The 12,857-nt window shown below is 71.8% G+C and carries 9 protein-coding genes; 7 read left to right on the forward strand and 2 right to left on the reverse strand.

Features of this window, described 5'->3' with window-relative positions; translation table 11 throughout:
• Positions 1–112: 112 nt before the first annotated feature.
• Complete coding sequence (smc, locus tag I4J89_RS11270) at positions 113–3,694, forward strand: chromosome segregation protein SMC (protein WP_196413817.1); 3,582 nt, start codon at positions 113–115, stop codon at positions 3,692–3,694.
• Between the two features lie 3 nt (positions 3,695–3,697).
• Complete coding sequence (locus I4J89_RS11275) at positions 3,698–4,312, forward strand: HAD family hydrolase (protein WP_196413818.1); 615 nt, start codon at positions 3,698–3,700, stop codon at positions 4,310–4,312.
• 6 nt (positions 4,313–4,318) lie between these two features.
• Here the strand turns inward: I4J89_RS11275 and I4J89_RS11280 are convergent, their stop codons facing one another.
• Complete coding sequence (locus I4J89_RS11280) at positions 4,319–4,840, reverse strand: DinB family protein (protein WP_196413819.1); 522 nt, start codon at positions 4,838–4,840, stop codon at positions 4,319–4,321.
• Positions 4,837–6,531, reverse strand: coding sequence for an alkaline phosphatase D family protein (locus tag I4J89_RS11285; protein ID WP_196413820.1), 1,695 nt, complete (start codon positions 6,529–6,531; stop codon positions 4,837–4,839). Before I4J89_RS11285 ends, I4J89_RS11280 begins: the two co-directional genes overlap by 4 nt.
• Positions 6,532–6,646: 115 nt before the next feature.
• On the opposite strand from I4J89_RS11285, the gene ftsY reads away from it, so the two are divergent.
• The 5 genes from ftsY (at position 6,647) to I4J89_RS11310 (ending at position 12,845) form a co-directional block, all read left to right on the forward strand.
• The gene (gene ftsY, locus I4J89_RS11290; protein ID WP_196413821.1) at positions 6,647–7,825 is read left to right on the forward strand and encodes a signal recognition particle-docking protein FtsY; all 1,179 of its coding nucleotides are present in this window, start codon (positions 6,647–6,649) and stop codon (positions 7,823–7,825) included.
• 40 nt (positions 7,826–7,865) lie between these two features.
• Positions 7,866–8,663 (forward strand): aminoglycoside phosphotransferase family protein, encoded by a 798-nt coding sequence (locus I4J89_RS11295; RefSeq protein WP_196413822.1) that lies wholly within the window; start codon positions 7,866–7,868, stop codon positions 8,661–8,663.
• A 163-nt stretch (positions 8,664–8,826) separates the two neighbouring features.
• The gene (locus I4J89_RS11300) at positions 8,827–10,200 is read left to right on the forward strand and encodes an ammonium transporter (RefSeq protein ID WP_196413823.1); all 1,374 of its coding nucleotides are present in this window, start codon (positions 8,827–8,829) and stop codon (positions 10,198–10,200) included.
• 33 nt (positions 10,201–10,233) lie between these two features.
• On the forward strand, positions 10,234–10,572 hold the full coding sequence (locus I4J89_RS11305) for a P-II family nitrogen regulator (protein ID WP_196413824.1): 339 nt from the start codon (positions 10,234–10,236) through the stop codon (positions 10,570–10,572).
• A gap of 5 nt (positions 10,573–10,577) precedes the next feature.
• A complete protein-coding gene (locus I4J89_RS11310) occupies positions 10,578–12,845 on the forward strand; it encodes a [protein-PII] uridylyltransferase (RefSeq protein WP_196413825.1) in 2,268 nt (755 codons plus the stop codon).
• Positions 12,846–12,857 lie beyond the last annotated feature (12 nt).

Consider the following 12,857-nt stretch of genomic DNA (forward strand, 5'->3'; position numbering starts at 1 on the left):
TTTTTGCCCGTTTCCCGGCGCGGGCGCCCCGCCGGGCCCGGCGTGTCCCTGCCCTGCCGATCCCCTGCGGGTAGCCTGCCACCAGCAGACCACCGCCGACCCCCGGAGATCCGTGCACCTCAAGAGCCTGACGGTCAAGGGCTTCAAGTCCTTCGCCTCCGCTACCACGTTGCGGCTGGAGCCGGGCATCACCTGTGTCGTGGGCCCGAACGGATCCGGCAAGTCCAACGTCGTCGACGCCATCGCCTGGGTTCTCGGCGAGCAGGGCGCCAAGGCGCTGCGCGGCGGCAAGATGGAGGACGTCATCTTCGCCGGCACGTCCGGCCGGGCGCCGCTGGGCCGCGCCGAGGTGACGCTCACGATCGACAACAACGACGGCGCCCTGCCGATCGACTACACCGAGGTGTCGATCACCCGCCGGATGTTCCGGGACGGCGCCAGCGAGTACGAGATCAACGGCAACCCCTGCCGCCTGCTCGACATCCAGGAACTGCTGAGTGACTCCGGCATCGGCCGGGAGATGCACATCATCGTCGGCCAGGGCCGGCTCGACGCGATGCTGCACGCCAAGCCGGAGGACCGCCGCGCCTTCATCGAGGAGGCGGCCGGTGTCCTCAAGCACCGCAAGCGCAAAGAGAAGGCGATCCGCAAGCTCGACGCGATGCAGGTGAACCTCAACCGGCTCACCGACCTCACCGCGGAGCTGCGCCGCCAGCTCAAGCCGCTCGGCAAGCAGGCCGAGGTGGCTCGGCGCGCGGCCGGCATCCAGGCCGACCTGCGCGACGCCCGGCTCCGGCTGCTCGCCGACGACCTGCACACCCTGCGTACCACCCTGGACAAGGAGATCGCCGACGAGTCGGCGATGCGCGAGCGCCGCCAGCAGGTCGAGGAGGAGAACCGCGAGGTCCAGCGCTGGCTGAACGAGCTGGAGGCGGCACACGCCGAGGACGCCCCGCTGCTCCAGGCTGCCCAGGACACCTGGTACCGGCTCTCCACCCTGCAGGAACGATTCCGCTCCACCGAGCAGCTCGCCACCGAGCGGCTGCGGCACCTCGCCGCCACCCCGGACGAGGAGCGTCCCGGCCGCGACCCGGAGATGCTCGAGGCCGAGGCCGAGCGGGTCCGCGAGCAGGAGGAGGAACTGCGCGAGGCGCTCACCGACGACCAGATGCGCCTGGCCGAGGCCCTGGAGTACCGGCAGGACCTGGAACGGCAACTGGCCGCGGCGGAGGGTGAGCTGCGGGCGGCGGCCAAGGCGATCGCCGACCGGCGGGAGGGCCTGGCCAAGCTCACCGGCAACGTGAACGCGGCGCGGGCGCGTACCGGCAGTGCTGAGGAGGAGATCGAGCGGCTGGCGGCGGCGCACACCGACGCCCTGATGCGGGCCGAGGCGGCGCAGGCCGAGGTCGATCTGGTCGCGGCCGAGTCCTCCGACGCGGACCGGGACAACGCGGACCTGGACGCCAAGCACGACGAGGCGGTCGCCGCGCACGATCGGGCCGCCGCCGTAGTGCGGGAGCTCTCCGACGCCGAGCGGACCGCGGAGAAGGACGCGGCGAGCTGGAAGGCGCGGGAGGAGGCGCTCGCCCTCGGCCTCAAGCGCAAGGACGGCGCCGGCGCGCTGCTGGCCAGGGCCGGTCAGGTGCCGGGTCTGTTGGGCAGCCTGGCCTCGATGCTGACCGTGAAGCCGGGACACGAGGTGGCCCTGGCGGCGGCACTGGGCGGGCTCGCGGACGCGGTGGCCCTCTCCGGGGTCGACGAGGCCATCGAGGCCATGCGTACGCTCAAGATCGCCGACGCCGGCCGCGCCGACCTCGTGGTCGCCGGCTCGGCCGGCCCCGGCATGCGGGGCTCGCTGGAGACCCTGCGCCCCGCCCTGCCGGACGGCGCCGTCTGGGCGCCCGAGGTGGTCGACTGCCCGGAGCAGGTGCGCCCGGCGCTCAACCGCGCCCTGCGCGACGTGGCGCTGGTCCCGGACCTCGCCGCGGCCGCCCGGCTGGTCGCCGAGAACGGCGAGCTGCGTGCGGTGACCCCGGAAGGTGACGTGCTCGGCGCGTACGCCGCGGCCGGTGGTTCGGCGAAGGCGACCAGCTACATCGAGGTGCAGGCCGCGGTCGACGAGGCCAAGGCCCGGCGGGCCACGGCCGAGCAGAGCATCGCCGAGCTCAAGGAGCAGCTTGGCGCGGCCCGGGCCGAGGTGGCCGAGCTCAAGCAGGCGGTGAACGTGGCGGCCCAGGCGAAGCGGGCCGCCGAGGGCGAGCGCAACGCGGCCGCCCGCCGGCTGGCCGAGCTGGGCGCCGCCGCCCGGTCGGCGAAGGCCGAGAGCGAGCGCCTCGGCGCCTCCCGGCAGAAGGCCGAGGCGGCCCGCGAGAACGACCTGATGCGCCTCGCCGAGCTGGAGGAGCGGCTGCGGCTGGCCGAGGCCACCCCGCTCGACGAGGAACCCTCCACCGAGGAGCGCGACCAGCTGGCCGCGATGGTGCCCCAGGCCCGGCAGAACGAGATGGAGGTCCGGCTCGCGGTGCGTACCGCGGAGGAGCGGGTCTCGTCCATCGCCGGCCGCGCCGACTCACTGCTGCGCCAGGCCAACGCCGAGCGGCAGGCCCGGGAACGGGCCGCGGCCCGGCGGGCCGCGCGTGCCCGGGGTGCCGAGATCGCCCGCGCGGTCGCGCTCGGCGCGGCCGTCGCGCTCCAGCGGCTGGCGGTCTCGCTCGCCGAGGCCGCCGACGCCCGAGACCGGATCGCTCAGGCGCGGACCACACGGGAGGCCGAGCTCCAGGAGGTACGGGCCAGCGCCAAGCGCCTCGGCATCGAGCTGGAGCGGCTCACCAGCGAGGTGCACCGTGACGAGATGGCCCGCGCCGAACAGCGGATGCGGATCGAACAGCTGGAGGCGAAGGCGGCCGAGGACTTCTCGCTCGACGTCGAGACGCTGATCAGCGAGTACGGCCCGGACCAGCTGGTGCCACCGACCCAGGCGGACGTGGCGCAGGCGGAGCAGGACGGCAAGCCGGTCCCGGATCCGGTGCCGTTCCACCGTCCCATCCAGGAGAAACGGGCCAACAAGGCGGAGCGCGACCTGACCCTGCTCGGCAAGGTCAACCCGCTGGCGCTGGAGGAGTTCGCCGCGCTGGAGGAGCGCTTCAAGTTCCTCTCCGACCAGCTCGAGGACCTCAAGGCCACCCGCAAGGACCTGCTCACCGTGGTCAAGGACGTCGACGACCGGATCCTCGAGGTCTTCACCTCGGCGTTCGAGGACACCGCGCGGGAGTTCCAGGCCGTCTTCCAGGTGCTCTTCCCGGGCGGTGAGGGCCGGCTGGTGCTCACCGACCCGGAGGACATGCTGACCACCGGCGTCGAGGTCGAGGCCCGCCCGCCGGGCAAGAAGATCAAGCGGTTGTCGCTGCTCTCCGGTGGTGAACGTTCGCTGACCGCGGTGGCCATGCTCTGCGCGATCTTCCGGGCCCGCCCGTCGCCCTTCTACATCATGGACGAGGTGGAGGCGGCCCTGGACGACGTCAACCTGGGCCGGTTGATTACCCTCTTCCAGCAGTTGCGGGAGAAGAGCCAGCTGCTCATCATCACGCACCAGAAACGCACGATGGAGGTCGCGGACGCCCTCTACGGCGTCACGATGCGCGCCGGCGTCACCCAGGTGATCAGCCAGCGGCTCAACCGCGAAGCGGAGGACTAGGCAATGCGCGATCGCGCCCGGGCCCTGTTGATCGACCTGGACGGCGTGCTCCGCCGCTGGGACCCGGCCCCGATCATCGCCGCCGAGGTCAAGTACGGCCTGAAGCCGGCCTCGCTGCTCGAGACCGCGATGTCGTGGGACATCTACCGGCCCGCGATGGCCGGCGAGATCACCGACGCCGAGTGGATGAGGCTGGTGGCCGACCGGCTGCCGCTGCCCGCGGAGGAGGCGGCCGCCGCGGTCGCCGAGTGGCAGGCGTACCGGGGCGAGGTGGATCCGGAGGCGCTGGCGTTCGTCCGCGAGGTCCGCGCCGCGGGCCGGCCGGTCGCGATCGCCACCAACGCCACCGACCGGCTCCGCGGCGACCTGGACACGCTCGGCCTGACCGGCGAGGTTGACCTGGTGATCAGCTCGTGGGAGCTCAAGGCGCACAAGCCGGCGCCGGAGTTCTTCGAGAAGGCCTGCCTCTCGATCGGGCACCTGCCGAAGCACGTGCTCATCGTGGACGACGACGACCGGGTGATCCGGGGCGCGCGGGCAGCGAAGCTGGTGGGTTACCGATGGACCGGCCCGGAGCACCTCCCCTACCTGCGCAAGGTCCTCGACCTGCCGGAGTGATCGAGATCAGTCGCCGGTCACGCCGTCGATCCGCTCGCGCAGCAGGTCGGCGTGACCGTTGTGCCGGGCATACTCCTCGATCATGTGCTGGTAGACCCAGCGGAGGCTGATCGGTCCCTGGCGCCCGGGCCTTTCGCTCTCCAGCGGCAGGTCGGCCACCGCCGCGTCGGCCAGCTTGAGCTCATCGTGGAAGGCGGCGAAGTCGGCCTCCGCGTCGGCCTCCGCCACGTCGTCGAACTCGCCGTCCCGGTTCTCCGGTGAGCTGTAGAGGCTCGGCAGATCGCGGTCGCCGGCGGCGAACTGGCGGAACCAGCCGCGTTCCACCTCGGCCATGTGCCGGACCAGGCCGAGCAGGGTGAGGTTGGACGGCTCGACACTGGCCGTCCGTAGCTGTTCGGCGGTCAGGCCGGCGCACTTGCTCAGCAGGGTCTGCCGGTGCCAGTCCAGCCAGCCCTGCAGCATGCGGCGCTCGTCGCCGGTCTTCGGTTCGGGTACGCGATGCGCCTCAGGCGCGGTCCAGGTAGTCATCGGCGCCCATTCTCCGGGCGATAGTCGACCCTCGCCACGTCATAAAGCTCGCCGGCCCTGGTGGTGCCCTCGATCCGGGCGGTGGCGACCTGACCGTCCAGTGTGAGGGTGCCCACGGCGTTGCCGAAGTACGGCCCGGCCAGCCGCTTCCAGCGCAGCCTCGGCTTGCGTACACCGGCCGCCTTGGGCAGGCCGCGGGCCACCCGGGCCACCGCCCGGGACCAGCTGATCCGCATCAGCGGCCGCATCGGCAGGGGCACCTCGTTGTGGATCGGCGAGCAGGTGAGCTGCATCACCGGGGTGGCCATCGCGTGCCCGAAGTCGGCCCGCGCCACGTACGAGTGGTGCACGTCCCCGGACAGCACACTGATCGAGGACGGCGCCGCGTACGCCCCACCGGCGCCCACCCGGTGCCCCGGTGCCTCCGGCCCACCCTCGCCGAGCCGCCGGAACAGCTCGCCCAGCGCGTCGAACGACTTGCCGAACGCCGCCCAGTGCTCCAGGTCGAAAGCCCGGCGTACCTTCTCGCCGAAGGCGGCCGTGCGCGGCCGGTGCGACTCGGCGGTCCGCTCGTTCCACGCCTCCAGATGGTGGATGGCGGGCGGCATGAGCCACGGCAGTGACGAGCCGACCACCAGGTGGTCGTAGTCGCCGTGCGCCCGGTCCAGGAACCAGTCCCACTCGACGGCCGGCAGCATCGCCCGCGCCCCGGGCGTCAGCACCCGGTTGCACCGGTTGTCGAGCACGATCAGGCGGGTCCGGCCCAGGTCGAGCGCGAAACTCCACTGGTACGGCTGGTCGGTGTTCTCCGCCGACTCCGGCTCGTCCACCCGCCGCCCGAAGTCGCGCAGCAGGTCGGTGGCGTCGTCGGCGGTGGAGACCTTTTGAAAAAGCGGGTCGGCGGCGAGCTCGTCCGGGCTCATGTTGCCGAGGTGCTGGTAGATCCAGTACGAGGCGAGGCCACCGGAGATCCGGTCGCGCCACCAGGACTGCCGGGCCATGTCGGCACGCCAGGAGGCCGAGGTGTTCCAGTCGTCGATCAGCTCGTGGTCGTCGAAGATCATCACGCTGGGCACGGTGGAGAACAGCCAGCGCACCTCCGGGTCGCGCCACGACTCCAGGTAGAGCTTCGTGTACTCCTCGAACGCGACGACCTGGTCCACCGGGCCGTGGTGGCCGTTGCGCCGGCGCAGCCGCAGGAAGCGGCGCACCTTCTTCGACGGCTCGTCGGCGTACACCTGGTCGCCGAGCAGGACGAGCAGGTCGGGGCGGGCGGCCGGGTCGGCCATCAGGCGCCGGGATAACGCGTCCAGGGCGTCCGGCGGCAGGCGCCGCCGGGTCGCCTCCGGCGTCGCCTCCCGGCAGGAGCCGAAGACCAGGCTGACCGGTTGGTCGCGGTCGTCGGTGGCCCGGGTCCGGATCACCGGAGCGGGGTACGGCGAATCGGCCGCCGGCCACGCCACCCGGTCATCGAGGGTCAGACGGTAGGGGTGTGCCGAGTCCGGGGCCAGCCCGGTCACGATCACGAGGGCGTAGTGATGGCCGTACGCCGAGAAGGTCGATGCCGAGCCGGCGCCCCCGCCGTCCACCTCGACCCGCACCTCGGCGGGCTCGCTGGTCTCCAGCCACAGGGTGGCACTATCACCATCGACGCGGCGCAGCACCGGTCCGATGAGCAGTTGAGCAGTCACCGGGGGGATCCTCCACGCTCTCGTCAGGGGTGCCCCATCCTCCGTCACCGTGGGCCGAAATTGCCAGTGCGCGGCCCTTGCCACGCCTCGACGGCTCATCTGTCAGGATTCGGGCATGGAATACGTGGTCGCCGCAGTGATCCTGCTCGTCGTCCTGGTGGTGGGCGCGGTCGGGTTGGTGGTGCCGAGGATGCGCCGCCGGGAGCTCCCCCCGCCGCCCACCTCGGGCTCGACCACCACCCTGGAACGGCCGCCGACCGAGGAGCTTCCGCCGCTCATCGAGAAGCCGGTCGAGAAACCGGTGGTGGTCGAACCGCCGGTGGTCGAGGAGCCGGTGGTCGAGGAACCGGTGCTGGAGAGGCCGGCGCCCACCGCCGGCCGGCTGGTCCGGCTGCGCGCCCGCCTGGCCCGCTCGCAGAACGCGCTGGGCCGCGGGCTGCTCACCGTTCTCTCCCGGGACCACCTGGAGGAGGACGACTGGGAGGAGATCGAGGACAGCCTGATCACCGCGGACGTCGGGGTCGAGGCCACCCAGGTGATCGTGGAGCGGCTGCGCGAGCGGGTGCGGGTCCTCGGCACCCGGACCGTCGCCGAGGTCCGCGAGCAGCTCGCCGAGGAGCTCACCGCGGCCCTCGAACCGGACCTGGACCGCAGCCTGAACACCACGCCGCACGACGGCCGGCCGTCGGTGATGCTGGTGGTCGGTGTGAACGGCGCCGGCAAGACCACCACCTGCGGCAAGATCGGCCGGGTGCTGATCGCCGACGGGCGCAGCGTGCTCTTCGGCGCGGCCGACACCTTCCGGGCCGCCGCCGCCGAGCAGCTGGCGACGTGGGGCGAGCGGGTCGGCGCGGAGACGGTTCGCGGGCCGGAGGGCGGTGACCCGGCCAGCGTGGCGTTCGACGCGGTGAAGCGGGGCATCGACGTCGGCGTGGACACCGTGTTGATCGACACCGCCGGCCGCCTGCAGAACAAGGTCGGCCTGATGGACGAGCTCGGCAAGGTCAAGCGGGTGGTGGAGAAGCACGGCCCGGTCGACGAGACGCTGCTCGTGCTCGACGCGACAACCGGACAGAACGGACTGGAGCAGGCCCGGGTATTCACTGAGGTGGTGGATGTCACGGGTGTGGTGCTCACCAAGCTGGACGGCACCGCGAAGGGCGGCATCGTCATCGCGGTGCAGCGCAAGCTGGGAATTCCCGTCAAGCTGGTGGGTCTGGGCGAGGGTCCGGACGATCTCGCGCCGTTCGAGCCGGCGGCCTTCGTCGAGGCCCTACTTGGGGGCGACGCGTAGGCTCGCGGGAGGTGTGTCGTTTTAGTGTGGGAGGCCGTGAGTGACGCAGGAGCCGGTGCGCGAGATACCGCTGCACGGTGGCAACGTCAGCACGGTCTCCCGGATCGGCGACACCGTCCGGCGTAACGCGGGCCCGTGGACCCCGGCGGTGCACGCGCTGCTCAACCACCTGGAGCGGGTCGGCTTCACCGGTTCGCCGCGTGCATTCGGGATGGACGAGAAGGGCCGTGAGGTCCTCTCCTACCTGGACGGCGAGTGCGGGGAGTACCCGCTGGCGCCGCACTGGGTCACCGAGGAGGCGCTGGTCACGGTCGCCACCATGCTGCGGATGTTCCACGACGCGCAGTACGGGTTCGTGCCGCCCCCGGGCTCGGTCTGGCGCTCGTTCGGGCCGCCCCCGCCGGACACCGAGGTGATCTGTCACCACGACGCGGCACCGCACAACGTGGTCTGGCGGCCGGACGGCACGCTCGCCCTGATCGACTTCGACCTGGCCTCGCCGGGCTCCCGCCTCTACGACGTGGCGTACGCGGCGTGGACCTGGGTGCCGCTCTTCAGCGATCGGGACTCCTACACGCTCGGTTGGAAGCGGCCTAACCGGCCGCGGCGGCTGCGCCTGTTCGCGGACGCGTACGGATTGATCCCGCGGGACCGGCACCGGCTGGTGCGGACCATAAGGAAGCGGATCGTGGACCACGTCGAGGGGATCCGGCGGATGGCCGCGGCCGGTGACCCGGCGTTCGTCCGGATCGTGCACAAGGGTCATCTGCGCCGCCCGATGCGCGACCTTCGCCTGCTCGACTACGAGCGCCACACGCTGGAGTACGCGCTCCGCTGAGGTTGTGAGAGTTTCTTCACACGTCGGAAACACGCCGTCACTCGCCGGTAATCGACCGAAGACCGTGCGCGAAACAGGGGAGCGGAAAGCTTCCGCGCATCCGGCCAGGGGCGATGCCGCCACGCTGTGCCGCGAGGGAGGGTTCCTACTTTAGGAGGCCAGCGTGCCTGAAGCACCGACGATTGATACCGGCAACACCGCGTGGCTGCTTGTCTCCACCGCACTCGTGTTGCTCATGACCCCTGGACTGGCGCTGTTCTACGGCGGCCTGAACCGGTCCAAGGGCGTTCTGAACATGATGATGATGAGCTTCAGCGCCATCGGGCTCGTCTCCATACTTTGGCTGTTCTACGGCTTCTCCCTGGCGTTCGGGACCGACCAGGGCGGCGTCATCGGCAACATCGGTGACTACCTCGGCACCAAGACCTTCCTCGGCGAGGGCGACCTGTGGGGCGCCACCGCGGAGAATCCGAGCGGCACCGGAATCCCGCTCTACGTCTTCATGGCCTTCCAGATGATGTTCGCGATCATCACGGTGGCCCTGATCAGCGGCGCGATCAGCGACCGCACCAAGTTCAGCGGCTGGCTGATTTTCGCCGGCGCGTGGGCCACCCTGGTCTACTTCCCGGTCGCCCACTGGGTCTGGGGCGGTGGCTTCATCTTCGACCTGGGCGCGCTGGACTTCGCCGGTGGTACCGCGGTGCACATCAACGCGGGTGCCGCGGCCCTCGCCCTGGTCCTGGTGCTCGGCAAGCGGGCCGGCTGGCCGCGTGAGTCGATGAAGCCGCACAACGTTCCGTTCGTGGCGCTCGGCGCGGGCCTGCTGTGGTTCGGCTGGTTCGGCTTCAACGCCGGCTCCGAGCTGACCGCCGACGGCATCACCGGTCTGGCGTTCATCAACACCCAGGTCGCCACCGCCGCCGCGGTACTCGGCTGGCTCATCGTGGAGAAGATCCGGGACGGCAAGCCCACCCTGGTCGGCGCCTCCTCCGGTGCCATCGCGGGTCTGGTCGCCATCACCCCGGCCTGTGCCTTCATCGCACCCTGGGCCGCGACCCTGCTCGGCCTGGTGGCCGGCGCGGTCTGTGCCCTGGCGGTCTCGCTGAAGTACAAGCTGGGCTACGACGACTCGCTCGACGTGGTCGGCGTGCACTTCGTCGGCGGCTGGATCGGCTGCCTCTGGATCGGCCTGTTCGGCAGCAGCGAGGTCAACGCGCTGGTCGCCAACGATGGCCTGTTCATGGGCGGCGGCGTCAAGCAGCTCGGCATCCAGGCGCTCAGCGCCCTGATCGTCACCGTGTACTCGTTCGTCGTCGCCTTCGCCCTTGGCTTCGCGATTCAGAAGACCATCGGCTTCCGGATCTCCCGGGAGGCCGAGATCGACGGCATCGACCTCGCCGAGCACGCGGAGAGCGGGTACGACCTGGCGCCGGCCGGCGGCGGCAGCGGTGGCGGTGCCTTCGCGATGGCCGGTATCAAGCCCGCCAGCGCGCCGGCTGAGGAATCTTCCCCGGTCAGCGAGAAGATCTCCGGTTAAATTCTGATGGCTGCTCCGATGGAAGGACTGAGCATGAAGCTGGTAACCGCGGTCATCAAGCCGTACCAGCTCGACGCGGTGAAGGAGGCTCTGCACGCCCTGGGCGTCGCCGGGCTCACCGTGAGCGAGGTACAGGGCTACGGCCGGCAGAAGGGACACACCGAGGTGTACCGGGGTGCCGAGTACACCGTCGAGTTCCTGCCGAAGATCAAGGTAGAGGTGCTGACGGACGAGATCGACGTCGAGAAGATCGTCGACGCCGTCGTCACCGCCTCGCGGACCGGCAAGATCGGTGACGGGAAGGTCTGGGTCACCACGGTCGACGACGTCGTCCGGGTCCGGACCGGCGAGCGCGGCCTCGACGCCCTGTAATCGACATGACCAACCCGTTGAGTGAGCCGCCGGCCCCGCCGGCCCGCCCGGTTGCCGGTGGCTCACTCGACAAGCTGAAAGAACACATCGGCTCCGCGGCCCGCGACGAGCGGGCGGCGGCGCTCGATGCTTGGCTGCGGACGCTCTTTCCCGCCCACCTGACCGGCGTCAGCCTGGTCGCGGTCGGCGGCCTGGGCCGGCGGGACTGCGCGCCACACAGCGACCTGGACCTGGTGCTGCTGCACAACGGGACGGCCGGCATCGACCGGATCGCCTCGTCGCTCTGGTACCCGATCTGGGACGCACGGCTCGGTCTGGACCACTCGGTGCGGACCCTCCCGGAGGCGCTCTCGGTCGCGCACGACGACGTGAAGGTCTCCCTCGGACTGCTCGACGCCCGGCACGTGGCCGGCGACGCCGCCCTCTCCGCCGAGCTGATCGCGGCCGCGGGGGACCAGTGGCGGCGTACCGCGGTGCGACTAATGCCACAGCTCAAAGAGCTCACCACGGCCCGCTGGACCAGCCATGGCGAGCTCGCCTTCCTGCTCGAGGGCGACCTCAAGGAGGCGTCCGGCGGCCTGCGCGACGTCACCCTGCTGCGCGGCATCGGCCGGGCCGGCATCGCCGACATGCGACCCGCGGTACGCGCGGCCGGCCTGCGCCTGCTGGACACCCGGGACGCCCTGCACCTGGCGGTCGGCCGCCGCGTGGACCGGCTGGTCGCGCAGGAGCGTAAGGCCGTCGCCGACCTGCTCGAGATCGAGGACCCGGACAACCTCTTGCGACGGGTGGCGGGCGATGCCCGTACCGTCGCACATGCCGTTGATGACGCCTGGCGTGCCATCGACCGGATCCGTAGCGGCCGCCGGCGCGGCGGCCCGATGCCCGGCCCGGCCCGGCGCCCGGTCGCCCGGGACGTGGTGGAACAGGACGGCGAGCTGGTGCTCGCCCGGACCGCCATCGGCCCGGTCCCGGATCCCAGCCTCTCGCTGCGGGTGGCGGCGGCCGCCGCCACCGTGCAGCTGCCCATCGCGCGGGCCACCTGCGAATGGCTCGCCGCCTTCTGCCCGCCGCTGCCCACCCCGTGGCCGCACGCGGCTCGCACCGCGCTCGTCTCGCTGCTGGGTTCGGGTCCCGGTCTGCTGCCGGCCTGGGAGACCTGCGACCGGTACGGGCTGATCGACGCCTGGCTGCCCGGATGGGCCCGGATGCGCAGCCTGCCGCAGCACCACCCGATCCACCGGTACACCCTGGACCGGCACCTGGTGCAGGCCGCCTACGAGGCCACCAAGTACACCCGTGAGGTGGACCGGCCGGACCTGCTGCTGCTCGGCGCCTTCCTGCACGACGTCGGCAAGGGCCTGCCCGGCGACCACAGCATCGTGGGCGCCCCGATCGCGGCCGAGGTCGCGGCTCGCGTCGGCCTGCCCCCGGCCGACGTGGCGACGATCGAGAAGATGGTCCGGCTGCACCTGCTGCTGCCGGACGTGGCCACCCGGCGCGACCTGAGCGATCCGAAGACGATCTCGACGGTCGCCGAGACGGTCGGCGACCCGGCCACCCTGGACCTGCTGCACGCCCTGGCCCGGGCCGACTCGCACGCTACCGGACCGGCCGCCTGGTCGGACTGGAAGGGCCGGCTGATGGCCGAGCTGGTCGGCAAGGTGCACACCGCGCTGGACACCGGCGCCCTGCCCGAGCCGCCCCGGCCGGACCCGGAGCTGCTGGACGGCGGCCTGCCAGTGGTGCACCTGGACGGCGACCGGGTGGCGGTGGCCGCAGCCGACCGGCGAGGGCTGCTGGCCGCGGTGACGGCCTGCCTGACCATGCACCGGCTGGACGTGGTGGCCGCGAACACCACCACCGTGGACGGCCGGGCCATCGTGGAGTTCTACACGTCGCCGCGCTACGGGTCGCCGTACGATCCGATCGCTCTCGCGGCGGACCTGCGCCGCGTCGCCGCCGGCGACGTCTCGGTGACCCAGCGGGTCCGCGCCCGGGCGATGAGCGCCCGCGGCGGCAGCGCCTCGCCCCGGGTGGTGTGGCAGCGGGACGTGGCCACCGACGCGGTGGTGCTGGAGCTGCGCGCGGCCGACTCGCCGGGCCTGCTGTACCGGGTGACCACGGCACTCGACGAGGCCGGCGCGGAGATCCGCGCGGCCCGGATCTCCACCCTGGGCAGTGACGTGGTGGACGTCTTCTACCTGGTCGGCGCGGGGTCGGAGGCGGCACAACGGACCCGGGTGGAAGCCGCCGTCCTGGCCGCCGTCTGAGCGTCACCTCCG

It is taken from the genome of Actinoplanes aureus (assembly GCF_015704865.1).
Classification (GTDB): domain Bacteria; phylum Actinomycetota; class Actinomycetes; order Mycobacteriales; family Micromonosporaceae; genus Actinoplanes; species Actinoplanes aureus.

What these genes read in the sequence shown, in the direction of transcription:
- I4J89_RS11275 (WP_196413818.1), top strand. Translation starts at nt 3,698, where the DNA reads ATGCGCGATCGCGCCCGGGCCCTGTTGATCGACCTGGACGGCGTGCTC.
- I4J89_RS11305 (WP_196413824.1), top strand. Translation starts at nt 10,234, where the DNA reads ATGAAGCTGGTAACCGCGGTCATCAAGCCGTACCAGCTCGACGCGGTG.
- ftsY (WP_196413821.1), top strand. Translation starts at nt 6,647, where the DNA reads ATGGAATACGTGGTCGCCGCAGTGATCCTGCTCGTCGTCCTGGTGGTG.
- I4J89_RS11310 (WP_196413825.1), top strand. Translation starts at nt 10,578, where the DNA reads ATGACCAACCCGTTGAGTGAGCCGCCGGCCCCGCCGGCCCGCCCGGTT.
- I4J89_RS11280 (WP_196413819.1), bottom strand. Translation starts at nt 4,840, where the DNA reads ATGACTACCTGGACCGCGCCTGAGGCGCATCGCGTACCCGAACCGAAG.